At 70.8% G+C, this 25533-nt stretch carries 16 protein-coding genes; 6 read left to right on the top strand and 10 right to left on the bottom strand.

The window, feature by feature from the left end; translation table 11 throughout:
• The first annotated feature begins 88 nt into the window (after positions 1–88).
• Complete coding sequence (locus ABZX90_RS29260; RefSeq protein WP_355209655.1) at positions 89–2119, top strand: phosphocholine-specific phospholipase C; 2031 nt, start codon at positions 89–91, stop codon at positions 2117–2119.
• Here ABZX90_RS29260 and ABZX90_RS29265 read toward each other — a convergent pair whose 3' ends face one another.
• From ABZX90_RS29265 to ABZX90_RS29280, 4 genes are all read right to left on the bottom strand, one after another.
• The gene (locus ABZX90_RS29265) at positions 2120–3133 is read right to left on the bottom strand and encodes a Gfo/Idh/MocA family oxidoreductase (protein ID WP_355209658.1); all 1014 of its coding nucleotides are present in this window, start codon (positions 3131–3133) and stop codon (positions 2120–2122) included.
• Between the two features lie 170 nt (positions 3134–3303).
• Positions 3304–4872 carry an FMN-binding glutamate synthase family protein gene (locus ABZX90_RS29270; protein ID WP_351123337.1) on the bottom strand — a complete coding sequence of 523 codons (1569 nt, stop codon included), beginning with the start codon at positions 4870–4872 and terminating at the stop codon, positions 3304–3306.
• Positions 4873–5022: 150 nt separating this feature from the next.
• Complete coding sequence (locus ABZX90_RS29275; protein WP_355209661.1) at positions 5023–5562, bottom strand: DUF4232 domain-containing protein; 540 nt, start codon at positions 5560–5562, stop codon at positions 5023–5025.
• Positions 5563–5803: 241 nt separating this feature from the next.
• Complete coding sequence (locus tag ABZX90_RS29280; protein WP_355209664.1) at positions 5804–7390, bottom strand: alpha/beta hydrolase; 1587 nt, start codon at positions 7388–7390, stop codon at positions 5804–5806.
• Between the two features lie 268 nt (positions 7391–7658).
• On the opposite strand from ABZX90_RS29280, the gene ABZX90_RS29285 reads away from it, so the two are divergent.
• On the top strand, positions 7659–8405 hold the full coding sequence (locus tag ABZX90_RS29285; protein ID WP_355209667.1) for a chaplin: 747 nt from the start codon (positions 7659–7661) through the stop codon (positions 8403–8405).
• 103 nt (positions 8406–8508) lie between these two features.
• Here the strand turns inward: ABZX90_RS29285 and ABZX90_RS29290 are convergent, their stop codons facing one another.
• Positions 8509–9990 (bottom strand): glycoside hydrolase family 76 protein, encoded by a 1482-nt coding sequence (locus tag ABZX90_RS29290; protein WP_355209669.1) that lies wholly within the window; start codon positions 9988–9990, stop codon positions 8509–8511.
• Between the two features lie 354 nt (positions 9991–10344).
• Here ABZX90_RS29290 and ABZX90_RS29295 point away from each other — a divergent pair, with 354 nt between their 5' ends.
• Positions 10345–11202: a GNAT family N-acetyltransferase gene (locus ABZX90_RS29295; RefSeq protein ID WP_355209672.1), complete on the top strand. Its 858-nt coding sequence runs from the start codon at positions 10345–10347 to the stop codon at positions 11200–11202.
• A gap of 57 nt (positions 11203–11259) precedes the next feature.
• Here the strand turns inward: ABZX90_RS29295 and ABZX90_RS29300 are convergent, their stop codons facing one another.
• From ABZX90_RS29300 to ABZX90_RS29310, 3 genes are all read right to left on the bottom strand, one after another.
• Positions 11260–12003, bottom strand: coding sequence for a class I SAM-dependent methyltransferase (locus tag ABZX90_RS29300; protein WP_355209675.1), 744 nt, complete (start codon positions 12001–12003; stop codon positions 11260–11262).
• On the bottom strand, positions 11987–16321 hold the full coding sequence (locus ABZX90_RS29305; RefSeq protein WP_355209678.1) for an aminotransferase class I/II-fold pyridoxal phosphate-dependent enzyme: 4335 nt from the start codon (positions 16319–16321) through the stop codon (positions 11987–11989). The genes ABZX90_RS29300 and ABZX90_RS29305 overlap by 17 nt, the downstream gene beginning before the upstream one ends.
• Positions 16322–16609: 288 nt before the next feature.
• Complete coding sequence (locus ABZX90_RS29310) at positions 16610–17365, bottom strand: TetR/AcrR family transcriptional regulator C-terminal domain-containing protein (protein WP_355209681.1); 756 nt, start codon at positions 17363–17365, stop codon at positions 16610–16612.
• Positions 17366–17563: 198 nt separating this feature from the next.
• On the opposite strand from ABZX90_RS29310, the gene rfbB reads away from it, so the two are divergent.
• The gene (gene rfbB / locus ABZX90_RS29315) at positions 17564–18559 is read left to right on the top strand and encodes a dTDP-glucose 4,6-dehydratase (RefSeq protein ID WP_351122929.1); all 996 of its coding nucleotides are present in this window, start codon (positions 17564–17566) and stop codon (positions 18557–18559) included.
• A 175-nt stretch (positions 18560–18734) separates the two neighbouring features.
• Complete coding sequence (locus ABZX90_RS29320; protein WP_351122932.1) at positions 18735–20543, top strand: glycoside hydrolase family 15 protein; 1809 nt, start codon at positions 18735–18737, stop codon at positions 20541–20543.
• Positions 20544–20713: 170 nt separating this feature from the next.
• Here ABZX90_RS29320 and galE read toward each other — a convergent pair whose 3' ends face one another.
• Both galE and ABZX90_RS29330 read right to left on the bottom strand, forming a co-directional pair.
• Positions 20714–21769 (bottom strand): UDP-glucose 4-epimerase GalE, encoded by a 1056-nt coding sequence (gene galE / locus ABZX90_RS29325; RefSeq protein WP_351122934.1) that lies wholly within the window; start codon positions 21767–21769, stop codon positions 20714–20716.
• Positions 21770–22122: 353 nt separating this feature from the next.
• On the bottom strand, positions 22123–22872 hold the full coding sequence (locus ABZX90_RS29330) for an MBL fold metallo-hydrolase (protein ID WP_351122936.1): 750 nt from the start codon (positions 22870–22872) through the stop codon (positions 22123–22125).
• A 337-nt stretch (positions 22873–23209) separates the two neighbouring features.
• Between ABZX90_RS29330 and ABZX90_RS29335 the strand changes: the two genes are divergently transcribed.
• Positions 23210–25219 (top strand): lectin, encoded by a 2010-nt coding sequence (locus tag ABZX90_RS29335; RefSeq protein WP_355209685.1) that lies wholly within the window; start codon positions 23210–23212, stop codon positions 25217–25219.
• Positions 25220–25533 lie beyond the last annotated feature (314 nt).

Here is a 25533-nt window from a genome sequence, read left to right on the forward strand (position 1 = left end):
ACCGCACCGGTACGACCCCTGACGGTCGCCCCGGGCACGCTTTCCTGCGGCGTGCCGCAGGGGCACTCCAGTTGACCAGGGCGGGCGAATGACACCGATCAGCCGAAGAGGCTTCGTGGGGTTCGGCGCATCCGTGGCGGCGGGAGCCGCGCTGGGCGTCGGCTTGCGTCCAGCGGCTGCCGCGGCCACCGCGGCAACGGCGACCGGCACGATCTCGGACGTACAGCACGTCGTCATCCTCATGCAGGAGAACCGCAGTTTCGACCACTACTTCGGCCGCCTCAAGGGCGTCCGTGGCTTCGACGACCGCAGCGGTATCACGCTGTCCGGCGGGTACTCGGTCTTCAACCAGCCGAACGGCCTGGGCAGGCAGTACCCGTGGAAGCTCAGCTCCACGCCCGCGGCGGGCGGCAAGGACGGCGAGACCCTCGCGCAGTGCAGCGGCGACCTTCCGCACTCCTGGTCCTCGCAGCACTCCGCCTGGAACAAGGGGCGGCTCGACAACTGGGTCTCGGGCGTCGGCAACGCCCGGTCGCTCGGCTACCTCGACCGTTCCGACATCCCGTTCCACTACGCGCTCGCCGACAACTACACCATCTGCGACGCCTACTTCTGCTCCACACTCAGCGCAACCGGACCCAACCGCACCTTCCTGTGGAGCGGCAAGGTCGACGGCTCCAGCTACGACGGCGGCGACGAGTCCGGACTGACCTGGCAGAACTACGCCGAGGCGCTCCAGGCGGCCGGTGTGAGCTGGAAGGTCTACCAGAACGCCCAGGACAACTACGGCGACAACGGCTGCGCCTACTTCAAGAAGTTCGCCGCCGCCAAGGCCGGCGACCCGCTGTACGACCGCGGCATGGCCTCCGTCCCCAAGGTCACAGGCTCCACGCCCGACGACATCGCGGCTGCCATCAAGGCCGACGTCGTCGCCGGCACCCTGCCCCAGGTGTCCTGGGTGGTCGCCAACCAGGCCTTCTCGGAGCACCCGTACGCCCCACCCGGCGACGGCGCCCATTTCGTCGACCTGGTGTACAAGGCGCTCGCCGCCGACGCGAACGTCTTCGACTCCACCGTCCTGTTCCTCAACTACGACGAGAACGACGGCTTCTTCGACCACGTCCCGCCGCCCGCGCCGCCCGCCGGCACCGCGGGCGAGTACCTGAACGGCGTCCCGTACGGCTTCGGCTTCCGGGTTCCCATGCTGGTCGTCTCGCCCTGGACACGCGGCGGCTGGGTCTCCTCGGAGGTCTTCGACCACACCTCGGTCCTGCGCTTCCTGGAGACCTGGACCAACGCCCTCGGCAAGCCCGCGGCCTGCCCCAACATCAGTGCCTGGCGGCGCAGGGTCACCGGCGACCTGACCGGCGTCTTCGACTTCGCGCACCCCGTCCACGGCACCGCCGCGCTGCCCGCCACGAGCGTCATCGGGTACGCCATCTGCGGCCCGCTGCCCAACCCGGTGCCCACCACCAACGCGCTGCCCGTCCAGGAACCCGGCACCCGGCCCGCCCGCGCGCTGCCGTACCAGCCCAACGGCTACCTGGACCACCTGGAGTTCGGCGCGAGCGGCAAGATCCTCGCCTGGTTCACCGTGGCCAACCAGGGCGCCCCCGCCAAGAGCGCCGCGCACTTCTCCATCCACCCGAACGCCTACCGGGACACCGCGCCCTGGCAGTACACCGTCGACGCGGGCGGCACCGCCTCCGATTCCTTCAACATCGGCTCGGGCTACGGCGACGGAAAGTACGACTTCTCGATGACCGGCCCCAACCGCTTCCTGCGCCGCTTCAAGGGCGACGCGACGAAGGCGGGCAAGTCGGCCGAGGTCGGCGTGCGGTACGCGACCGAGCCCGGTACCGGAAAGACGGCCGTCTACTTCAGGATGACCAACTCCTCCGCCTCCGCGGTGACGTTCACCGTCACCTCGAACCACTACCGGACCGACGGCCCCTGGACGTACACCGTCGCCGCGGGCGGCGCGACGGAGGACTACTTCAACGCGGTGGCGTACCAGAACGGGTGGTACGACTTCACGATCACGGTCGGCTCCGACGCGAGCTGGTCGCGCCGCTTCACCGGGCACATCGAGACGGGCGCCGCGAGCGTCAGTGGCTGATCAGGCGTAGAGGTCCGGGCGCGGGGCGAGTTCGACGGTCACCCGGCCGCCGCTCTCCAGCGCCCGGACTCCCGCCTCGGCGACGGCGGACGCCGCGTACCCGTCCCAGACGCCGGGCCCGGTGACCCGGCCGGCCCGGGTGGCGTCCGCCCACGCCTGCACCTCACGGTCGTAGGCGTCGGCGAACCGTACGAGATAGTCCTGCGCCACCTCCTCGTGCGTGCCGCCCGCCGTCGTCACGACCATGGAGTGCCCGTCCCCGATCCGCGCGCTCCCCGACTCGCAGACCGCCTCGCACGCCACCTGGTATCCGAAGCCGGAGTTCACGAACACCTCGACGTCGACCAGGGCGCCGCCGGCCGTCTCGAACAGGACGAACTGGGGATCGATCAGCCCCTCGGGCGCGTTCGTGGAAGGCTCGGGGCGCAGCACGGTCACCGCCGTGAGCTCCTGGCCCAGCAGCCAGCGCGCCGCGTCGATCTCGTGCGAGACGGAGCTGTTCACCAGCATCGCCGAGGTGAAGCCGGGCGGCGAGGCGACATTGCGGTGCGTGCAGTGCAGCATCAGCGGCCGGCCCAGCCGGCCGCTGTCCAGCAGGGCCTTGAGCCGCTGGTACTCGGCGTCGTACCGGCGCATGAACCCGACCTGCGCCAGCCGCCGCCCGAGCCGCACCTCAGCCTCCATCACACGTAGCGCCCCGCCCGACTCCGGCACCAGCGGCTTCTCGCACAGCACCGGCAGACCGCGCGCGAAGGCCGCGAGCAGGGCCTCCTCGTGCGCGGGGCCCGGGGAGGCGATCAGTACGGCCCGTACGCCGGGCGCGTCGAGCGCGGCCTCCGTCTCGGCATGGACCGACACACCGTCGATGCCCGCCACCGCTTTCCCGGCGCGATCGGTGTCGGGATCCGCCACGGCGGCGACTCTGGCGCCGCTCACTACCTGGTCGATACGACGTATATGGTCCGCTCCCATGTGTCCGGCACCCAGTACCGCCACACCCAACAGCTCACTCACGCGGTGCGCACCCCTCCGACGACAGCTCGGACCGTTCCGTCCCTGTGATCCATTGTCCGCCGGAGAGATCGATAACGCAGTACCCCCGCGATGGATACCTTTCGCGGTCCTCCGAAACACGACCCGCGTCGCCGTTCCTCGGCGGGACCGCCCGGATTCACGTCTCGGGCTCAGAAGGAGTCCGGATCGGCGGCGGCCCAGTCCGCGCCCCACGACCGGGGCGGCTCGGCGAGCAGCACCCCGGGCGCGAGCCACTCGTAGAGTTCCGCGTACGACCGTACGGCCGTGGGCCCGACACGCCGCAGCAGACGGTGGGGCGTGAGGTCGCCCGGATCCCGTACGCCCATCGCGGCCATGATCCGGCTCGCGCTGCGTACGGTCGCCCGCTGATAGCGGTGCACCCGCTCGGACTTGTCGGCCACGTCCAGCGCGCGGACGCGCCGGGGGTCCTGGGTCGCCACGCCCACCGGACAGGTGTTGGTGTGGCAGCGCTGAGCCTGGAGACAGCCGACGGCGAACATCATCGCCCGGGCCGCGTTGGTGTAGTCGGCGCCCTGGAGGAGGCGTTTGACGATGTCCGAGCCGGTGGCGACCTTGCCGCTCGCCCCGATCCGGACATGGTCGCGCAGCCCGGTGCCGACCAGCGCGTTGTGCACCGTGATCAGGCCCTCGGTCAGAGGCGTGCCGAGGGTGCCGGCGAACTCCGGGGGCGCGGCCCCGGTGCCGCCCTCCGAACCGTCCACCACGATGAAGTCGGGCGTCACGCCCTCGGCGAGCATCGCCTTGCAGACGGCCAGGAACTGCCGCCGTGAGCCGACGCAGAGTTTGAAGCCGGTCGGCTTGCCGCCCGCCAGCTCCCGCATCCGCGCGATGAACCGCACCAGCTCCCGCGGGGTCGAGAAGACCCGGTGGTCCGGCGGCGACACCACGGTCTCGCCCTCGGGGACATCGCGCGCCCGGGCGATCTCGGCGCTCACCTTCGCCCCCGGCAGGACCCCGCCGATCCCTGGCTCCGCCCCCTGGGAGAGTTTCAGCGACACGCATTTCACCTCGGGCAGGGCGGCCTTGTCCGCGAACTCCCGCGCCTCGAAGTCCCCGTCGGGGGTGCGGCAGCCGAAGTACCCCGTGCCGATCTCCCAGACGAGGTCGCCGCCGCCCCGCAGATGGTGGTCCGACAGGCCGCCCTCGCCGGTGTCGTGGGCGAAACGCCCCAGCGCCGCGCCGCGGTTGAGTGCCATGATCGCGTTCGACGAGAGGGCTCCGAAGCTCAGCGCGGAGACGTTGAGCAGAGCCATGTCGTACGGCTGGGTGCAGTCGGGGCCGCCGACGCGGACGACGGGCGGCTCGTCCGGCACCTCGACCGGGCGCATCGACGGTTCCAGGAACTCATGGCCGTCCGCGTACACGTCACGCTCGGTTCCGAACGGCTCCTCCGCCTCGACGCCCTTGGCACGCTCGTACACGAGGGCGCGCACCCGGCGGTCGTAGGGCCGCCCGTCGTGGTTCCGCTCGACGACGTACGGCTGGAGCCTCGCCCGCAGCGCCTCCAGGAGGAAGCGGAGATGGCCGAGCAGGGGATGGTTGCGCAGCACGGAGTGACGTCGCTGCCCCAGGTCCCAGCCACCGAGCGCGGTCAGCGCCAGCAGCGGGCCCGCCGCGCACCACCACCACGCCGAGACACCGCGGACGAGGACCAGCGCCCCGGCCGCACCGAGGGCGACGAGCAGCAGCGAGAGCATCCGGCGCACAGCATGAGTCAAACCCATGGGGACGCATGCCGCCGATCGGAACAGCCCCGGATCATGGGGCCGGCGATCGGCGGCGACGGACGGCCCCGGGTCCCCGCGCCGCGCGAGCACGCGTACGCGTACCTCCCGGAGGGGTGCCGCTCAGCGGAGGCCGAGCACCCTGTCGGCGGCGGCCGCGGACGGCTTCCACCAGGTCGTGACCGGCTCCCACACCAGGACGGCCGAACCGGCGCCCAGCTCGCGCGCGGTGAAGGTACGCCCGAAGAGCGAGGGATCGGCCGAGGCGGTGATCGAACGGACCCGGCGGGCGTCCGGGTCGGACTGGTCGGCGATCGTCCGCACGGACGCGTACGCCGTCCTGCCCGCGGCGATCCGGTACGGAGCGCTCTGTCCGGCGGGCTTCGGCAGGGCCGCGCCGTCGAGGTCGCCGAAGGTGACGGTGGGGATGCGGTCGACGGTGCAGGCGCGGCTCGACCGGTTGGTCACGCGCAGGTGCACCACGCGCCGGTCGGAGGACTGCTCGGCCCGCAGCCTGACGGCGTTCGCCGAGCACTTTTTGGGCTGCGCGGCGGCCTTCGAGGCGTGTGAGCCGGACGGCGAGGCCGCCGCACCGCTCTGGGGTACCGCGAGGAGCAGCGCGGCGGCGACGGCGGAGAGGGTGAGGACGGGTCGGATACGCATCGGTGTTTTCCCCCTGCTGTGGTCATGTGCGGGTGCGGGTTCGGCGGGCCGGATGAAGGAGGCGCCTGCCCATAGTGACCTTCGGGGGGTACGAGAGGTTGTAACCGACTTGTCTGTGTTACTCATCCGCGCCTGTTCTGTCACCGTCCGGGGGGATGCCTCGGCCGTTCGGGGCAACCCGGCCCCACAGGGAGGGACGGCCGGCCGTGGGGTGGCCGGTGCAGCGCGCCGGAGCGGGCGGTCAGTCGGTGTTCCCGTCCTCCGGGCCGCAGGAGCTGCCGCTGGCCGGCAGTGACCCGTACAGCAGGAAGTCGTCGACCTTCCGGTGCACGCACTTCGAGGACGCGTACCCGGTGTGCCCCTCGCCCTTGTTGTCGAGCACCACCGCGGAGGAGCCGAGCCGCTTGGCGGTCTCCAGGGTCCAGCGGTAAGGGGTCGCCGGGTCGCCGCGGGTGCCGACGAGCAGCATCTTCGAACTCGGTACGTCGCGGACCTCGTCGCGGATGTAGTCGGTGCCCTTCGGGCGGCCGTAGCACATCAGCACCTGGGTGAGCCGGTACTGGCCGAAGACGGGCGACGCCTCCTCGTACGCGGCACGCAGCTTGTCGACCTGTCGGGTGACCTGGTCGGCGCTGGGCCGGTCGGGGTCGTCGGCGCAGTTGATGGCCATCAGGGCGGCGGGGAGGTTGTCGAGGGGGATGTCCTCGTCGTCGACGAGCCCGCCGTTCCGCTTCTGCGGCTCCCGGGCCCTCGCGGAGGTGTCGGGCAGGGAGGCGCCACCGGACAACTGCATGAGTCCATGGGTGTCGCCGTCCTGGACCAGCAGGTTGAGGGCCTGTTCGAGGAGGGGCCACGTCGCCTTGCTGTAGAGCGCCTCGCTGATCGCCCCCACCAGGTCCTGGCCGGAGAACTGCTGGCCGAAGTCCGACGGCACCGGTTCCTCGTCGAGCGAGTGGACGAGCTGGACCACCTGCTCGCGGGCGCTGCGCGGATCCTCTCCGAACGGGCAGGCCATGTCCTTCGCGCACCAGGTGATGAAGTCGTCGAGCGCGGTCTGCTGGCCCTCGGCGCCTGTCAGGCCCTGCTCGGTCATCGGCTCGGTGAGGGTGTCGACACCGTCGAGGACCATCCGCCCCGTCTTCTTGGGGAACTGGGCCGCGTACACCGCGCCGAGCCGCGTCCCGTAGGAGAAGCCGAGGTAGTTGAGTTTCTTGTCGCCGAGGGCCTGGCGCATCACGTCCAGGTCGCGGGCGGCGTTGACCGTGCCGATGTGGGGGAGCACGGCGCCGGAGTGCTCGGCGCAGGCGTCGGCGGCCTTCTTGACCACCTCGAGAGCCGCCTGCACATCCGTGCTGCCGGTGCTGTCGGCCGTCGCCTCGGAGATCTCGTCCATACCCTCGCCGCAGCTGACGGGCGAGGACCGGCCGACGCCGCGGGGGTCGAAGGTCACGACGTCGTAGCCGTTCGTCAGACCCATGAAGTCCTTGCCGTCCGCGGCGAGCTGGGGGACCCCCGCGCCGCCGGGACCGCCGAAGTTCAACAGCACCGAACCCCGTGAGTCGCCCGTCGCCCGGTAGCGGGCCAGCGCCAGGTCGAGTGTGCCGCGGTCGGGCCTCGCGTAGTCCAGCGGGACGGTGACCTTGCCGCACTGCAGATCGTCGGGCATACCGTCGCCCTTGCAGGCCGTCCAGGTGACCTTCTGGCCGTAGAAGCGGGACAGGCCGGGATCGCCGTCGGCGGTCGCCACGGCCGGCAGACCCGCCGCCAGCAGGGTCAGTGTCGCGGTCGCGGCTCCCACGACCGCGAAGCGTTGGCGCATGGACAGCATGCATGCCTCCAGGGTCGCGAGGCGGTGGACCGGCGATACCCCCCGGATCACGATAGACGCGGCCTCGGGGGCACGCCTCCGGGCGAGCGGAACCGGCCGGCGTGCCCTACCCTGCGCGCCGACATCGCTCGTGCGGGCCACGGCGGCAGTTCGAAATGCGTGACGCTCGATAGGGTGAAAGACGGATAAGCCATAACTCGGATGGTTCACACGCGTTCTAGGCAATGTGGGCGAGCGCCCGCGACGTTGTACGGAAGGCAGTGAACCTATGAAACGGGTGACCCGAAATGGTTTGATCGCCGCGGCCGCCGCCTCGGGCGCGCTGGCCGCGACCATGCCGGCCCACGCCGACTCCGCGGCGGACGGCACGGCGGCAGGCTCGCCCGGGCTGATCTCCGGCAACACCGTCCAGCTCCCGGTGCACGTTCCGGTGAACGTGTGCGGGAACACCCTGAACGTGACCGGGCTGCTCAACCCCGCCGCTGGCAACCGCTGCGCCCATCGGAGTGACGGCGACGGGGTCGCTCCGTCCGGCGGAGGAAGGCACGGCGGCGGCGTCGCGCACGGCGGCGGTACGCGCGGTGGTGGCGCACACGGCGGCGGCGCACACGACGGCGGCGGCGCGGTGGCGCACGGTGGCGGAAAGGATTCGCCGGGTGTGCTCTCGGGCAACGGCCTCCAACTTCCGGTGCAGCTCCCGGTCAACGTCAGCGGCAACTCCGTGACGGTGGTCGGCCTCGGCAACGCGTCCGTCGGAAACGCGGCCGCCAACGCCTCGGGCGGCAAGCCCCGGCAGCCGCACCACCCCGGGAACCCCACCCCGAGGCCGTCCGCCCCGCCCGCGGCGCACCCGAACCCCGGGGTGCCGGCGCAGATCCGCCCGCAGAGCGGGTCGGTGGCCTCTCTCGCCCACACCGGCGCGGATCAGACGGTTCCCGCCATCGCGGCGAGTGCGGCGCTGCTGCTGGGCGGCGCCCTCCTGTACCGCCGGTTCCGGCCCGCCGCGGTGCGCTGACGGCGGCGATCACGGACGGGAGGCCCCATCGGACGGGTGACCGGTGGGGCCTCCTCCCCGTCCTTCTTCTTCTTGGCTTCAGGGAGCGGCGTCCCAGGGAGCCTCAGGGAGCGGCGTCGAGCAGGTCGAGTGCGCTCTGCTGCCGGGCCGCGTCCGCGCGGTCCAGGGGGCCCGACCAGCGCAGACCGTACTGATCGAGTGCGTTGCGGTCCCCCGCGTGGGCGGCGTCGGCCTGCCGCCGCAGATAGACGGCGTAGGGATGGTCGGGCAGGGCGGCGTTCAGCCGGCCCAGCCCGCGCACATGGGCGCCCTTGAAGGACGGGCCGTCGGCCCCGCAGTCGCCGCTCTCGCACGGGTCCCGCAGAATCCCGTCCGCCGTGTTGAGCGCCGGGGACGTGATCGCGGCGTCGGCGATCTGCCGTGCCGTGTCGAGCTGCCCGCTGTCGCCGGTGGCGCGGTTCAGCTCGGTGAGCGCCCCGAGGAGCACACCCTGGTTGTACGACCACACGGTGCCGCCGTTGTTCCGGCACGTCGACAGGTCGATGCCGTCGTTCACCAGATGCGCCGGGTTCACCATGCCCGTCGACCGGAACCAGGTCCAGCCCGCCCGGGCCCGGGCGAGGTAGGCGCTGTCACCGGGCACGCGGTTGTGCAGGGCCGCGTTGAGCTGGATGTACAGCGAGTTGGCGATCGCGTTCTTGTACGTCTTCGCGGTGCTCCACCACACCCCGCCGCCGCACGTCGTGTCCCAGTACGCCGCCATGTGATCGGCGTCGGCCCGTGCCGTGCTCAGGTAGCGGCTGTCGCCGGTCAGGTCGTACGCGGCCACCCAGGCGAGTCCCCACCAGCCGGTGTCGTCGAGGTAGTCGTTGCGGAACTGCCCGCCCTGTGCGCCGAGTTGGCGGTCGTAGGTCCTGGCGATCGCGTACTTGTAGCTGCCCATGCCGGTCACCCGGATATTGTCGATGAGGGCAGTGAGCGCGTTCGCGGAGTTCCACCAGCCGGTCGTGGCGAAGAGCCCGGTGGAGTTGTCGTAGAACATCATCTGGGCGGTCGCGGCGGCCGTTCGCCGCTCGCCCGCGTTCCAGGTCGTACGCGCCCAGGCGGTGCACGCGATGTCGGTGCGGTCCCCGGCCCTGCCGCAGGCGCGCAGGGCGCCGACACCGAGGCCGCCCCAGTCGTCGACGTTGTACATGAGGGTGCGCCAACCGCGCTGCCCCGTGGGCACGGTGGTGTTCCCGAGCCGGCTGCCCGAACTCCACGTGCGGCCACCGTCGAAGGACCGGTCGAGCCACACCTCGTCGCCGGGGCTGCCGTTGTCGAGCGACGCCCAGCCCATCGCGTCCGTGTCGTCGAAGTGCAGGGCGATGGCACGTGAGAAGAGGGTGGCGGAGACCGGGGAGCGGTCCTGCGGTGAGAGGGCGGGGTCGCGGGCGTCGCAGTACTTGTTGCAGACGGACGCGGCGGCGGAGGCCGGGGCGGCGGGTTCGGCCCCGGCGGCGGGCCCGGGGAGTGCCAGGGCGGCGGAGAGCGCGAGGAGGACCGGAAGGGCTCTGCGCAGACCGTGGGACAACGTTGTCTTCATGGTCGACCTCTGTTCGGGGTGGGGGGTCGGTGGGGAGTGGGAGAGGGACCGGAGAGCGCTCCCGGAAGCTAGTCGCGTGACGCGAGCGCGTCAACGAAACGCGGGTGCCGCGCCCACCCGTCCTGGGCTCGCGTTCCGACGCCACGGCTTCGCGTCCGGACCGCGTACCGATGCCAAGGCTTCGCGTCAGGCGCGCGTGCCGAGCCAAACATCGCGTCAGGCGCGCATGCCGACGTGGCCGAATCCCTTCCCGTGCGGGGTGCTGGGCGCTGCGATCGGCACGGAGATCGGCAAGGATGCTGTGCGTGCGACCGGCCGGCGCACCTCGCGACCCGTACGCATTGGAGCGCCCCCATGACCTCTCCGGGACCCGACGGCCTCGTCGTCAGCCAGGCCACGCTCGACGACTGGAAGGTGGTCGGCGGCTGGGCGGCGGACGAGGGGTGGAACCCCGGGCTGTCCGACAGCGCGAGCTTCTTCGCCCAGGATCCCGAGGGCTTCTTCGTCGGACGCGTCGACGGGGAGCCGGTCTCGGCCATCTCGGTGGTCAACTACGGCGCGGACTACGCCTTCCTGGGTTTCTACCTCGTACGCCCCGATCTGCGCGGCAACGGCTATGGCGTCGCCACCTGGAGGACGGCCCTCGCCCACGCGGGGGGCCGGACTGTCGGCCTCGACGGAGTGGTCGCGCAGCAGCACAACTACCGCAAGTCGGGCTTCGAACTCGCCTACCGGACCGTCCGGTTCGGCGGCGTGGCCCCGGTCGGGGAGGAGCCGTCGGGAGTGCGGGCGGCCGAGCTCGCGGACCGCGCGGCGATCACGGCGTACGACAGCGCGTGCTACCCCGCCGACCGGCCGGCGTTCCTCGAGTCGTGGCTGACCGCCCCCGGGCACCGCACCTTCGTCCGGCACGCCGAAGACGGGCGCCTGAGCGGTTACGCGGTGATCCGTCCGGCGCGTGACTCCCTGCGCGTCGGGCCGCTGTTCGCCGACACCGCCGACGACGCCCGGGCCCTGTTCGCCGCGCTGGCCGCCGACGCGGACGGGAGGGCGGTCGCCATCGACGTGCCCGAGACGAACGCGGGGGCCGTCGCCCTCGTCGAGAAGCTCGGCCTCACACCCTCCTTCGAGACGGCCCGCATGTACACCGGGCCGGTCAGGACGTTCGCGGGGGAGCGGGTCCACGGGGTCACGTCGCTGGAACTGGGGTAGCGGGGGCGGGCGTTCAGCTCCGCCGGGAGTCCCGCAGGCGCGGTGTGCCGGAGGCACTCACACGGCGGGACGGGCCGCCGCCACCCCGGTGAGCACGACCATTCCGGAGTCGCCGTAGTCCGGCAGGGTCGGATCGGAGGGGATGTGGCCGACCGCCAGCCGGTCGGTGAGCGGCGTGAACACCTCGGTGATGATGTCCGTGTCCACGGGGCAGCCGGGCCAGCGTGACGCGGCGCCGATCCGGTAGGTGGGCAGGTTCTCCATGAAGGCGGCGACCAGATGCCCGTCCGGGACGACACAGCCGACGAACCGGCGGCAGAAGTCCTTGAACTCCTCGAAGTCCTCGGTGGCTCCCTCGGCCACGAAGTGCATGGAGGCGAGGTCGTAACCCCCGGGTGGGAGTGATCTGAGGTCGCCGTGCACGAGGTGCACCGAGGACAGCGATCCCTCCAGGGTCGCCGGCACGTCGGGATTGAGACGGTGGCACAGCGCGTGGAAGGGCAGCCAGCTCGGGTCGGGCGCGCGGTGCAACTGCCGGTCCAGGTAAGCCATGTTGGAGGCACCCGCCTCGACGGCGTCGATGTGGCGGCTCGCGGCGGCCGCGAGGATCAGCGGATAGAGGTTGGGTCCGGCCCCGATCTCCACGGAGCGCCCGACGCTGCCCGGCGCGAACCCGCGGTAGAAGGCGCAGTGGTGGGCAATGACCGCCGCGTCGGCGAGGTGCAGCTCGCGGTAGTTCTCCGCCAGGTAGTCCTCGACGGGCCAACTGTCCCAGTTGACGTCGTCATTGAGAATCGCCATCGCCGACTCCGTCCCTGGGCCGCAGCTGATAGCGCTCGGCGAGTCGGCTCAGGGTGTCGTTGAGCCGCTCGATGTCCTCGTCGGAGTTGAGTGCGGTGAGCTGGACCCGGAAGCCCACCCGGTCGCGGGGGACGAGCGGGTAGGCCGCCAGGGTCACATAGATGCCGTTGTCCCACAGGAAGCCTCCGACCGCGTCCAGGTCCGACGCGTGGGCCAGGGGAATCTCCACGATCGGCAGACGGTCCTTGTTGAGCGTGCCCGCGCCGAGTCCTTCCAGGTGGTCGAGCACGCGGACGGTCTTGCGGTACAGGTCGGCACGGATGGCGTCCCCCCGGCTGTCGTTGACGTCGAGGCCGGCCAGCGCCGTGGCGAGGGACGCGGTGGGTGACGGGCCCGAGTAGAGATAGGGCGCCGCGGCGGTCTTGAGGCGGTCCTTGAGCGAGGTGGGCAGGGCGAGAAAGGCAAGCAGCGAGGAGTACGCCTTGGAGAACCCGCCCACGAGCACGATCCCCTCGTACGACTCTCCCGTGTGCCGCACGATGCTGTTGCCGCGTGCCCCGTACGGACACGACTCGTGCGGGCCGCGCTCCCCGATGACGCCGAAGCCGTGCGCGTCGTCGATGTACATCGTGGCGTTCCGGGCCCGGCAGACCGCGGTCAGCCTCGGCATGTCGGGGATGTTCCCGCTCATGCTGTTGACGCCGTCCAGACAGACGAGCCGGGGCAGGCCGTCGGGCACCGCTGCCAGCAGGGCGTCCAGTTTGTCGGGGCGTTCCGCGTGGAACCGCCGCAGTGTCGCGCCCTGCCCGCGGGCCCCCACGCATCCGTCGAACACGGTCCGGTGCGCGGTGGCCTCGACGAAGACATGGCCCTGGCCCGCCAGGGCGGGGATCACCGAGGCGTGGATCAGGGTCAGCGTGGGGAGCAGCAGCGTGTCCGGCGCGCCGAGCAGGTCGGCGAGTCGTTCCTCGATGTCGGGGTACAGGCGCGGACTGCCGATCAGCCTGGACCAGCTCGGGTGGGTCCCCCACTGGCGTACGGCCGGCTCGATCGCCTGGATGATCTCCGGATCGCAGTCGAAGCCGAGGTAGTTGCAGGAGGCGAAGTCGATCAGCCAGTGGTCTCCGCTGCGGATGTGCCGGCCGCGCACCTCGTCCAGGACGGCGTCGCTCATGGGGCTGGTCTGCCGCAGGTGTTCGAGGTCGCGCCAGCGTCTGGAGCGACGGGTTCCGCCGGTCTCCGCCGTCCCGGACTGGGCGGACTGTTCCGTGGGTGGGGCGATGGCAGTCTGCGGTGTCGGAAGGATCTGCGGTCTCGGTTCCGCCGGCGCGTCGGCGAAACCCTCCGTGACCCGGGCCCCGTCCCGCTGCCGCAGCAGGAACTCGCTCTGCTCCACCGTCATCGGCCGTGCGAAGAGGAAGCCCTGCCCGAAGCGGCATCCCATGCCGGCCAGCAGATCCCGCTGCACCGGGTCCTCTATCCCCTCGGCGATCACCTGGATGCCAAGAGTGTCGGCGAGGCTGACGATTCCCTCGACGAGCGCGACCTGCCGGGTGTCCAGCGCGATGTCGTCGATGAACGTCTTGTCGATCTTCAGTACGTCGACGGGGAAGTCTCGCAGATACCGCAGTGAGGAGTAGCCGCTGCCGAAGTCGTCGACCGCGATGTGCACCCCGAGGTCCTTGAGCGCGTACAGCATCGCCTGGATCTGCGCGTCCCGGCGCATCAGCACCGTCTCGGTGAGCTCCAGCTGCAGCGACCCGGGGGCGAGTCCCGGCGTCTCCAGCGCCGTGCGGACCTTGGCCAGGAAACTGCTGTCCCGGAACTGGCGGGCGGACACATTGACGCTGACGTACGGCGGGTCCCGCTGGTCGGCCGTCCGCTGCAGACCGGCGATGTCGGTGGTGGCGTTCGTCAGGACCCAGGCGCCCAGCGTCGTGATGTGTCCCGTCTCCTCGGCGAGGGCGATGAACTGGTCCGGCGGAACCGGTTCGTGGTGGGGATGCGGCCAGCGGGCCAGCGCCTCGAATCCGACCACCTCGCCGGCGGTGATGTCGACGACAGGCTGGTAGCGCAGCGTGAACTCGGACCGCGCCACGGCCCCGTCGAGGCGTGCCTGCAGATCGTGCCGCTCCACCATCCGCACCCGCAGCCGCGGCTGGAAGCGACGCCACTGCCGTTTGCCCGCCGCCTTCGCCGCGTAGAGGGCCAGGTCGGCGTGACCGAGGAGTTCCTCGGCGTCCGTGCTGTCCCTGGCGGTGGCCACGCCCACGCTGGCGGACACGCTCACCGAGCCCTCCTGGAGGCTGAACGGCCTGCTCAGCGTCTGGATCACCTGCGCCGCCAGCAGCTCGGCGTCCAGCGGCTTCGTCGCGTCCTCCATCAGTACTGCGAACTCGTCACCCCCGAGGCGGGCCGCCGTGTCCGTGCGGCGCAGGGCTCCCGACAGCCGTTCGCCGACGGCGGTCAGCAGGTGGTCGCCGGTCGAGTGCCCCATCGTGTCGTTGACCATCTTGAAGTCGTCGAGGTCGATGAAGAGCAGACAGATGAGCGTCGCCCCGCGGCGGCTGCGCAGCAGCGCGCGGTCGATCCGCTCGAGGAGCAGGGTGCGGTTGGGGAGACCGGTCAGGGGATCGTGGAAGGCCCGCTCCGTCAGCTCGTGTTCGAGGCGTCGTTGCTCGGTCACGTCTCGCAGCGTGACGACCAGGCCGCCCACCGTGTGGTCCTCGCGCAGGTCGCTGCAGCGCACCTCGACCTCGATGCGGCCGCCGTCGCGCAGGACCCACCAGTGGTCGTGGGTCTCGGGCGCCCCCTGCTGCCGCATGGCGGTGAGCCCTTTGACGACGCGCTGCCGGTCGCCGGAATCCACCAGATCGGGCAGCGGCGCGCCGGTCAGTCTCGCCCCGCCGAAGACGGCTCGCGCGGACGGGCTCGCGTAGCGCACCGTGTTGTCCTCCTCGACGATGAGGATGACGTCCGAGGCGTTGCGCACCAGCGTGCGGAAGTACGCCTCGCTCTCCTTGCGGATGATCTCCTGGCGCAGCGCGATGCGCTCCACGGCCAGGCCGGAGTGGGAGGCCAGGATCTCCAACGAGCTCTGGATCTCGAGGAGTTGTTGCGCCGGTCCGGCCGCCATCAGTACACCCGGCAGCTCTCGGGCGGGCCCCTCGGGCGGGATCATGGGGCACACCAGCGTGGTCGGCAGGTCGTCGAGCCTGCTCGCGATGTCCTCCCCGAGCCCGGCCGTGGGCACCAGGTGCGAGTTGTGGTTCGCCAGCCCGCTCGCGTACTCGGCGGTCAGGAGAAGACTGCGGTGCCGGACTTTGGGCCCGAACAGCGTGCTGACCGTCCTGTCGCAGGTGGCCGCGACGTCCTGCGGCCGGGCCGCCGCGACCAGGGAGATGGCCGCCGTGTGCAGCGCAAGCTCCCGCGCCATGGCGTTGCGGTGGGCCACGACCATCCCGGACAGCCGGAGGATGACCAGGAGGAAGAGCGCGGCGGAGAAGACCGCGATCACGGCGGCGTCGTCGGCGGCTCTTTGTCGCCCCTCGTAAAGGAGGATTCCGGGCGCGACGAGGGTGGCCGCGGCGAGCATCACCAGCCGACGCGGTGTGGGGCGCAGGGACTCCTGCCGGTGGACGGGCTGTGTCAGTTCCACCATGGAGGGATGCAGTCCGGCGAGCCCCCAGGCCGTGTAGAAGATGATCCAGCCGGCGTCGAGCGCGGTCCCGGTCTGCCACAGCGTGTTGAGCTGAAGAATTCCGTACGCGATGTCGAAGACGAGCAGGGTCGTGGTTCCCACCACGAGGAGTTGGAGGGAGCGATTGCGGCCGGAGCCGGGGCTCGACGCCAGCAGGCGGAGCAGCATCGCCAGGACGAGGACGTCTCCCAACGGGTAGGCGATGCTGATGGCGCGCTGCTGCCAGGTCATGCCCTCGACGTGCGCGAGCGGCTGTACCAGGAAGACCCAGACAGGCAGCGCGAGAGCCAGGGCGAAGATCAGCGCGTCGAGCAGGCTCGGCAGGTCGTGTCCGGGCCAGCGGTACCGTACGAGGCCGTACAGCCCGGCGGCGAAGAGGGGATACACCGCGAGATAACAGGCGTCCGCGGGGGACGGGAACGGGTTGGAGAAGTCGAAGTACGCCTCCATCACGTTGTAGGAGGTGTCGCCCGCGGCGAAGGCCAGCAACCCCGCGGCGAGCAGCCACCACGGCCACCGGTGTGCGGGGTGGTGGACGTGGACTCCCGTGAGGACGGCCCCGACGCCGCCGAGTCCGATGAGTGCCCACAGGGGTGGCCGGGTTGCCGGAACGGTCATGTAGATGAGTGTTGCGACCGACACCAGCAGGGCGTACACGCCTGTGCGGCGCTGTGCCCGCGACAAGCCGAACCGCCTCCCTACGTCGGACAACACTGGACCGTTCGCCGGGTTCCGGGGCGCTCTTGATCGTAGGCACGGGCGGTGGCCCGGTGCATCTCCAGGTGGATACGACAGGGGCGGGCGCCGAGGCCCGGCGGACCCTGTCGACAGGGCTCGGGTGGCCGCTGAGGGCTCGCCCCGCGCGCTCGCTGCGCCGGGGGGCCGAAGGCCCCGTCGGCGAACCCCCTAGGGCCGTGTGAAGCGGTCCAGCAGGGCGTCCAGCCCGGCGGCCAGGCCGTCCGGCCCGCCCCGGTCGGCGAGGGTCGCGGCGATCTCGCGGAGCCTCGGCAGTTCCTGGGGCGGCATCCGGTGCAGCCCCAGCCGGAAGGCGGCGTCGGGCTCCTCGGGGTTGTCCACCATGGCGCGCAGCTCCACGGACACATAGCCGAGGACCCAGCCGGTGAAGGCGCGGAAGACGGCCGCGGTGCGGGCCCGGTCGAGCCCCGCGTCCTGGAGCAGGGCGAGGACCCGCTCGTGTTCCTTGAGCACGGCGAGCGGACGCCGGGCCAGCGGGACCGCGAGCATGCGGGTGGACAGCAGCGGCACGACCTGGGGATGGGCGAGGCAGACCTCGTACATCGCACGCGCGATCCGATGGAGTTCCGCGCGCCACGCGGCCGACCCGGACTCCGCGGACTCGGCATCCGGTTCGAGGCCGGCGGACAGGCGCTCCTCCAGTTCGAGGTAGAGGGCCTCGACGAGCCCGTCCAGCAGGGCGTCCTTGCCCTCCGCGTACCGGTACAGGGCCATCGCCTCGACGCCGAGCTGGGCGCCGAGCCGTCGCATGCTCAGCGCGGAAAGGCCCTCCTGGTCCACCAGTTCCAGGGCGGCGGCGAGCACCCGTTCCCGGCTCAGCCGGCCGTAGCGGCCCCGGTCGCTGGCGCGCCGCGCCGGCTTCGCGGTGGCTTCACTGTCCTTGCCCCGCGCCTGCTCCTTGGCCATGCCCTGCCTCCAGACGGTCCCGCCTGCTCCACGTCCCTGCTCGTGTTGACTCTATGCACCTACAGGGGCAAGGTGTACGTATACGGCGTAAATATACGCCATTCGGACGCGTGTGACGTCGCCATTCTTCCCCAAACGAAGTCATATCGGGGAGCAGGACATGACAGTGGATCGGAACAGCAAAGTGCGGATCCCGTCATGACCTCGACCCGCATCCTGGTCACCGGCGGAGCCGGATTCATCGGCTCCCACTACGTCCGTACCCTGCTCGGCCCGGACGGCCCGCCGGACGTGACGGTCACGGTCCTCGACAAGCTCACCTACGCCGGGAACCCCGCCAATCTGGAGGAGGTCCGGGGCGCGGACGGCTTCGCCTTCGTGCGGGGCGACATCTGCGACTCCGCACTCGTCGGCAATCTCGTCTCCGAGCACGACCAGGTCGTGCACTTCGCCGCGGAGTCCCATGTCGACCGGTCCATCCTGGGTGCGGACGCGTTCGTCCGCACGAACGTACTGGGCACCCAGACGCTCCTCGACGCCGCGCTGCGCCACCGGCTGGGAACCTTCGTGCACATCTCCTGCGACGACGTCTACGGATCGATCCCCGAGGGCTCCTGGTCGGAGACCGGCCCGGTGAGCCCCACCTCGCCCTACGCCGCGTCTAAGGCGGCGTCCGATCTGATCGCGCTGGCCCATCACCGCACGCACGGCCTCGACGTACGGGTGACCCGGTGCTCGAACAACTACGGACACCACCAGTTCCCCGAGAAGGTCATCCCGCTCTTCGTCACCCACCTGCTGGACGGCCGGCCCGTACCGCTCTACGGCGACGGCCTCAACGTCCGCGACTGGGTCCACATCGACGACCATGTCCGGGGCATCGAACTCGTCCGCACCGGCGGCCGGCCGGGCGAGATCTACAACATCGGCGGGGGCGACGAACTGTCCAACCGCGAACTGACCGGGCTGCTCCTGGACGAGTGCGGCGCCGACTGGGACATGGTGACCTACGTCGAAGACCGCAAGGGGCACGACCGCCGCTACTCGATCGACTTCTCGAAGATCCGCGACGAGCTCGGCTACGTACCCCGCAAGGAACTGACCGCGGGTCTCGCGGAGACCGTCGACTGGTACCGCACCCACCGTTCCTGGTGGGCACCGCTGCTGCCACGAGCCGAGAGCGCGGCGGCATGAAGGGCGACTGGCCGGTCACCGGAGCCGACGGCCGAGGCGTAGGTCGGCGGTCGGTGTCACGAGCGCGACGGCCGTCGAGGGTGCGATCCCCGAAGTGCCTGGTCAGGATGCGAATTCCGTCCCGGCGGCCGTATGCTGGAGGGGCGGCAATCTACACGACGGCGTGGCTTCGATCATGAACACACCCATCGAGGACTACGCCCTCATCAGCGATCTGGAAACGGCTGCCATGGTCGGCAGGGACGGGTCCATCGACTGGTTGTGCCTGCCCCGGTTCGATTCGCCGGCCTGTCTGGCCGCGCTGCTGGGCACGGAGGACAACGGATTCTGGCGGATCTCGCCCGTCTCACGGCTGGCGCGTGCTCCCTGCGTGAGCCGCTCGTACCGGCCCGACACCCTCGTCCTGGAGTCCCGCTGGGAGACCGTCACGGGCGCCGTGCGGGTCACCGACTTCATGCCGCCACGCAGTCAACTGCCCTGCATCGTGCGTGTGGTGGAAGGCCTGTGGGGTGTCGTGGCCATGCGCAGCGAACTGCGGCTGCGCTTCCACCAGGGCCGGGTCGTGCCATGGATCCAGGCCGGCGAAGGCTGCACCGTCGCGGTCGCCGGGCCGGACGCCGTCTGGCTGAACACCGAGGGCCCGGGGCGGGAGCTCGCCGGCGGGGACTCCACCGTCCAGGACTTCACCGTCCGGGCCGGGCGGAAGACGACGCTGACGTTCGTGTGGGCGCCCTCGTACGTGCCCGAGCCGCCCGCGCCGTTGTCCGTTCCGGCGGAGACGGTACTCAAGGAAACCTGTGACTTCTGGCGGCACTGGGCCGGAAAGTGCCGCTACGAGGGGCCGTGGCGTGATGCCGTGGTGCGGTCCCTGATCACCCTGAAGGCCCTCACCTACGCGCCCACCGGAGGCATCGTCGCCGCCCCGACCACCTCGCTGCCCGGCTGCATCGGGGGCGAACGCAACTGGGACTACCGCTTCTGCTGGTTGCGTGACTCCACCCTGACCCTGTCCTGTCTGCTGCGCAGCGGTTACCGGGACGAGGCGGCGGCATGGCTGGGCTGGCTGGTACGGGCCATCGCGGGGGAACCCGCCGATCTGCAGACCGTGTACGGCGTGGGCGGACAGCGACTGCTTCCGGAGACGGAGGCACCGTGGCTGACGGGCTACGAGGGGTCGCGGCCGGTCCGCTTCGGGAACTCCGCGATGAGCCAGTTCCAGCTCGACGTGTACGGCGAGGTTCTCGACACGCTTCTTCTCTCGCTGCGAGCGGGCATCCCCATGCCGAGCCATGTGTGGAGTCTGGTGGAAGCCATGATGGGCCACCTCCGCCGTCACTGGCGTGAGCCGGACCAGGGGTTGTGGCAAGTGCGCGGACCGGCACGGCAGTTCGTCCATTCCAAGGTCATGGCGTGGGTGGCGGCCGACCGTGCGCTGCGGATGGGCGAGCTGCTCGGCAGGAACGGGTCCTCGGACGTGTGGCGGACCATGCGGGACGAGGTGCACCAGCAGGTGTGCCACGAGGGATGGGACGCGCGACGGCGGTCCTTCGTCCAGTCCTACGGTTCGTCGGCGCTGGACGCCTCGGCGCTGCTGATTCCCCGGCTGGGTTTCCTGCCGGCCGGGGACGACAGGGTTCTCGGTACCGTGCACGCGATGCGGGAGCTGACCCATGGCGGGTTCGTGCGGCGGTACGCGCACAACGGCCAGGGCGTGCACAGTGTGGACGGCCTGCACGGTACCGAGGGCGCGTTCGTGGCGTGTTCCCTCTGGTACGCGGACGCTCTCGCCTCGACCGGACACAGGGAGGAGGCCCGGGAGGCCTTCGAGCGTGTTCTGGCGATCCGCAACGACATCGGACTGCTCTCGGAGCAGTGGGACCCGGGCACCGGCCGCCAACTGGGCAACGCACCGCAGGCGTTCAGCCATATCGCGCTGGTGGAGACGGCGTTCCTGCTGTCGGAGCCGCAGTCGCCCGGCGCATGACACGGACTCGGCGCATGACACGGAGGGGGCGCCGAGGCGCCGTCTGTTCCTTGGCTGGAGGCAGTCTGTCGATCCGTCAGTGGCTGGAGGCAGCCAGCCTGTAGATCCGTTGGCCGGTCGGAGGCCCGTCCGTCCCCCGGTCGGTGGTCAGGCGGTCGGTGGTGAGGCCGTCAGTCCTTGGCGTTCGGCCGCCGGGCGGAGCCCGCGTAGCCGTGGGGGTTCAGCTGCTGGAACCGCCACGCGTCCTGGCACATCTCGGCGAGGCCCCGTGACGGGTGCCAACCCCAGGCGCGTGCCACGGCGCCGGCGTCCGCCACGAGTTCGGCCACATCGCCGGGGCGGCGCGGGACGACCTCGTAGGGAACGGGCCGGCCGCACGCCGCGGAGAAGGCGGCGATCACGTCGAGGACGGAACTCCCCTTGCCTATGCCGAGGTTGTACACCCGCATGCCCCGCTCGTCCGCGAGGTGGTCGAGGGCGACACGGTGGGCTTCGACGGTGTCCATGACGTGCAGGTAGTCGCGGATCGCGGTGCCGTCCGTCGTCGGGTAGTCGTCGCCGAAGACGCTGAGGCGTTCCCGTCGCCCGATGGCCACCTGGGCCACGTTCGGCAGCAGGTTCTCCGGTGAGCCGCGGGGGTCCTCGCCCAGCAGTCCGCTGGGGTGGGCGCCCGCCGGGTTGAAGTACCGCAGACACAGCACGGTGTACTCCGGCCGGCGCCGGCAGACGTCGGCGAGGATCTGCTCGCAGGTGAGCTTGGAGGCCGCGTACGGATTGGTGGGCCGGGCCGGGGTGGATTCGTCGAGCGGTCCGTGACCGGCATCGCCGTAGACGGAGCAGGAGGAGGAGAAGACGAGCTGGTGCACCCCGTGTTCGTGCATGGTGTTCAGCAGTGCGGTCGTTCCGCCGACGTTGGTGTCGTAGTACTCGATGGGCATCCGTGTCGACGTTCCCACGGCCTTGTGCGCGGCAAAGTGCACGACGGCGTCGATGGGGTGTCGGTCGAAGACGGCCGACAGGGCACGCCGATCACGGATGTCCAGTTCATAGACGGTGCCGAGGAAACGGCCCGCGATGCGCTCCACGCGGGCGAAGACCTGTGGTGTGCTGTTGGAGTAGTCGTCGACCACGATCAACTCGTAACCGTGGTCGAGCAGTTCGACACAGGCGTGACTTCCGATGAATCCTGCGCCGCCCGTGATGAGAAGGGTTGAGGGGGCACTCATGGGCCCGGCTCCTTCGTGTGCGCGGGCGGCGGTGCGGAGGTGAGTGCCGCGTCGGCACGGCGGACCGGGTGACGGTACCCGGGGGCGGGCCGGGTGACCTGTATGTCCGGGACCCCCACCGAAGCGGACTTCGTTCCGGAGGGTTCCGTGCGACTCGGCTCGCTGGGCGCCATGGCGTGACGCTCCTGAGGGAGATGCGAATAACGACGTATGTTTACGACATATACGTACAGCTTTGCACCGTTCTGCCCCGTGCGTCAAGCGGCGGCGGTGGTCCGTCGGCCGCCGACCGCCCGGGTCCGCAAGCCGGTCCCGGTTGCGGACCCGGGCGGCGATGGATCGGCCGGACCCCGTCAGCCGGCCAGCTCCCGGGCGCGCTGAGCCGCCTCGCGTACCGAAGCGCGGTGCACGGGTCCGTGCCCGGGCAGCAGCGTGTCGGCGCCGAGGGCCTCGATGCGGTCGAGCGAGGCGAGCGCCCTGGCGCGCTCGGTGTCGAACATCTCGGGCAGCAGCTGCGGACCCCGTAGCCGTGACGTGGGGTGACCGCTGACCAGCGCGTCACCGGAGATCAGTACGCCGGCGTCCGGCAGGTGGTAGACGCAGTGGCCGAGCGTGTGGCCGGGGGTGTGCACCGGGACCGGCCGGCCGGGCAGATCGAGTGGGCCTCCGTGCGGGAAGGCCTCGGGCTTCGTCATGCGCACATCCGTCGTGCCGCCGGAGCGGATGGCGTGCACCGCCCAGGGCAGTACCCCGGGACGCCACGCCTGCCGCATCACCTGTCCGACGCTGACCTGATGGAGGAAATCACGGCGCGCGTGCGGCACTTCGGCCTCGTGCAGCTGGACCGGGGTGCCGTAGGTGCTGTTCAGGAACTCGGCGGAACCGAGGTGGTCGTTGTGCGCGTGCGTGATGAGCACGGCTGTCACGGCCTCGGGCGCGTGGCCGAGGGTCTTGAGCGACGCCAGGAGTTGCTCGCGGTCTCCGGGGTACCCCGTGTCGATCAGGGTGACGGAGTCGCCCTCGGTCAGCACCACCCAGTTCGTGTTGCTGCCGTGCACCAGATGAACTCCGGCGGCTGCCTCGACGATTGCTTCCTCGCGCATGACCATCCCGACGTTGAAGACCTGCTGGTGGAGCCGTGGGGCTCTGACACGGCGAAAGGTATCGCGAGCGCGGGCCCGGCGGGGTGCGGCCGTCGCCCCCACCCCGTTCGTCCTCGCACGTCACCGGCGCACGATCTCCCGGGACAGGCACTCCCGTGACGGGATGAACGGGGCGTGTCTCCCGCCCGGACGTCCGCCCCGTCGGTGAAGGGTGGTGCGAAGGTGAACGGCCCTTTGTGACAAGGGACTTGACGCGGCTCGGCCAAGGCGCTGCCATATGGCGAGTCGCGTTGACTTTTGTTCGAGTCTGCGAACAAACCCCCCAAGGGAGAGCCGCATGTCCCCTCTTTCGAACACGCCGCCCCGTCTCGTGCACCTCCTCAGACGCGTGGGCGTCCACTGCGCCGTCCTGCTGCTCGCCGTCGCCGGACTGACCGGTCTCGGCCGTTCGGCCGCGCCGCTCAGGGCCGAGCCGACCGCGGTCTCCACCAGCCAGATCGGGGTCACCCCGGCTCCGATGGGCTGGGCGTCCTGGAACAGCTTCGCCAGCGCCATCGACTACGCCACCATCAAGGCCCAGGCGGACGCCCTCGTCTCCTCCGGCATGGCCGCCGCCGGATACAAGTACGTCAACATCGACGAGGGCTGGTGGCAGGGCGCCCGCGACAGCGGCGGCAACATCAGCGTCGACACCGCCCAGTGGCCGGGCGGCATGAAGGCCATCGCCGACTACATCCACGGCAAGGGTCTCAAGGCCGGTATCTACACCGACGCGGGGAAGAACGGCTGCGGCTACTACTACCCGACACCCTCCACCACGCCGGCCACCCCCGGCACCGGCCTGGAGGGCCACAACCAGCAGGACCTCCAGGCCTTCCAGAACTGGGGCTTCGACTTCGTCAAGGTCGACTGGTGCGGCGGGGACGCCGAGGGCCTCGACCAGGAGACGACGTACAAGGCGATCCGCGACGCGAACGCCGCCGCCACCGCGGTCACCGGACGCCCGCTCGTCCTGTCGCTGTGCGAATGGGGCACGGGCAACCCGTGGAACTGGGCCGCCGGCACCGGTGACCTCTGGCGCACCAGCACCGACATCGTCTACTGGCCCGACAACCCCTCGATGGCGAGCGTCCTCGCGAACTTCGACAAGTCGCTGCACCCCGCCGCACAGCACACCGGCTTCTACAACGACCCCGACATGATGACCGTCGGCATGACGGGACTGAGCGCCGCCCAGAACCGTACCCACATGGGCCTGTGGGCCATCTCCGGCGCGCCCCTGCTCGCGGGCAACAACCTGGCCACCATGAGCGCCTCGACCACGTCGCTCCTCACCAACTCCGAGGTCATCGCCATCGACCAGGACCCGCGAGGTCTCCAGGGCGTCAAGGTCGCCGAGGACACGTCGGGCCTTCAGGTCTACAGCAAGGTCCTCGCCGGGACCGGCAAGCGCGCGGTCCTGCTGCTGAACCGCACGTCCGCCGCCGCCAACATCACCGCCCGCTGGGCGGATATGGGCCTGACCACGGCCTCCGCCACCGTCCGCAACGTGTGGTCGGCCACCAACGCCGGTTCCTACGCGACGAGTTACACCACCAGTGTCCCCGCGGGGGAGGCCGTCCTGCTCACCGTCGGCGGCACCGAGGGCTCGGGCACGACGTACGAGGACACCACCTCGGCGACGACACCGACCTTCACCGGCGTGAGCGCGGCCGCCGCCGGCACGAAGCTCGTCGACATCAGCTACGCCAACGGCGGCTCCACGGCCCGCCGGGCGACCCTCCAGGTCGACGGCCAGTACGCGCAGACCCTCGCCTTCCCGCCCACCGGGTCGTCCAGCACGTACCGCACCGTCTCCGTCCTCGCCTCCCTGGCCAAGGGCTCCAACACCCTGGCCTTCGCGGCCTCGGGCACCGCGCCCGACATCGACGCCGTCGCGGTCCGGGCCCTTCCGGGAACCAACGGCACCGCGATCGTCGGCACCGGCTCCGGACGCTGCCTCGACTTCTTCAAGAGCGCCATCACCAACAACACCCAGGCCGAACTCTGGGACTGCGGCGGTGGCCAGAACCAGACGTTCACCGCCACCTCGCGCGGCGAACTCGTCGTCTACGGCAACAAGTGCCTGGACGACTACAACAGCGGGACCGCGAACGGCGCTCGGGTCGTCCTGTGGGACTGCAACGGCGGCACCAACCAGAAGTGGACCCTCAACACCAACGGCACCATCACCAGCAATGTCTCCGGCCTGTGCCTCGACGCGTCGGGCAACGGCACGGCGAACGGAACACCGATCGTCCTGTGGTCGTGCAACGGGGGAACGAACCAGCAGTGGAGCCGCAACTGAGCCGACCGGCCCAGGGTGAGGACGGCAGCCCGAGCGGACCTCGGAAAACCCGGTGCGCCGTCCGTGCCCGGTTCCCTACACTCGCCACGGAATCACACGCCACCCCTTCCGGTGCCGCGTGTGTCGTGACGAACGAGGGGAGCCGGGCCGTGCGTTACCGCACCGCTGTCGTCGTTCCCCGGTCACAGCACGAGGTGATCCTCGTGTCTCCGTGGGCCCGGTACCGGCTGCGCGGCCGGAACCGGATGCCCGTGACGACGACTCTCTGACCTCCGCCCGCACGCCCGGTCGTTCCGCGTCCTGCCTGCCGGAGG

Source organism: Streptomyces sp. NPDC002935 (genome assembly GCF_040611295.1).
Taxonomy (GTDB): domain Bacteria; phylum Actinomycetota; class Actinomycetes; order Streptomycetales; family Streptomycetaceae; genus Streptomyces.

Bases quoted from the DNA above. Each gene is read 5' to 3' on its own strand.
- ABZX90_RS29330 (WP_351122936.1), bottom strand. From the start codon at position 22,872: ATGCGCGAGGAAGCAATCGTCGAGGCAGCCGCCGGAGTTCATCTGGTG.
- galE (WP_351122934.1), bottom strand. From the start codon at position 21,769: ATGAGTGCCCCCTCAACCCTTCTCATCACGGGCGGCGCAGGATTCATC.
- ABZX90_RS29270 (WP_351123337.1), bottom strand. From the start codon at position 4,872: ATGCTCTCGCTGCTGCTCGTCGCCCTCGGTGCGGCCGGGGCGCTGGTC.
- ABZX90_RS29310 (WP_355209681.1), bottom strand. From the start codon at position 17,365: ATGGCCAAGGAGCAGGCGCGGGGCAAGGACAGTGAAGCCACCGCGAAG.
- ABZX90_RS29320 (WP_351122932.1), top strand. From the start codon at position 18,735: ATGAACACACCCATCGAGGACTACGCCCTCATCAGCGATCTGGAAACG.
- ABZX90_RS29305 (WP_355209678.1), bottom strand. From the start codon at position 16,321: ATGACCGTTCCGGCAACCCGGCCACCCCTGTGGGCACTCATCGGACTC.
- ABZX90_RS29260 (WP_355209655.1), top strand. From the start codon at position 89: ATGACACCGATCAGCCGAAGAGGCTTCGTGGGGTTCGGCGCATCCGTG.
- ABZX90_RS29300 (WP_355209675.1), bottom strand. From the start codon at position 12,003: ATGGCGATTCTCAATGACGACGTCAACTGGGACAGTTGGCCCGTCGAG.
- ABZX90_RS29280 (WP_355209664.1), bottom strand. From the start codon at position 7,390: ATGCTGTCCATGCGCCAACGCTTCGCGGTCGTGGGAGCCGCGACCGCG.
- ABZX90_RS29275 (WP_355209661.1), bottom strand. From the start codon at position 5,562: ATGCGTATCCGACCCGTCCTCACCCTCTCCGCCGTCGCCGCCGCGCTG.
- ABZX90_RS29295 (WP_355209672.1), top strand. From the start codon at position 10,345: ATGACCTCTCCGGGACCCGACGGCCTCGTCGTCAGCCAGGCCACGCTC.
- ABZX90_RS29290 (WP_355209669.1), bottom strand. From the start codon at position 9,990: ATGAAGACAACGTTGTCCCACGGTCTGCGCAGAGCCCTTCCGGTCCTC.
- rfbB (WP_351122929.1), top strand. From the start codon at position 17,564: ATGACCTCGACCCGCATCCTGGTCACCGGCGGAGCCGGATTCATCGGC.
- ABZX90_RS29285 (WP_355209667.1), top strand. From the start codon at position 7,659: ATGAAACGGGTGACCCGAAATGGTTTGATCGCCGCGGCCGCCGCCTCG.
- ABZX90_RS29335 (WP_355209685.1), top strand. From the start codon at position 23,210: ATGTCCCCTCTTTCGAACACGCCGCCCCGTCTCGTGCACCTCCTCAGA.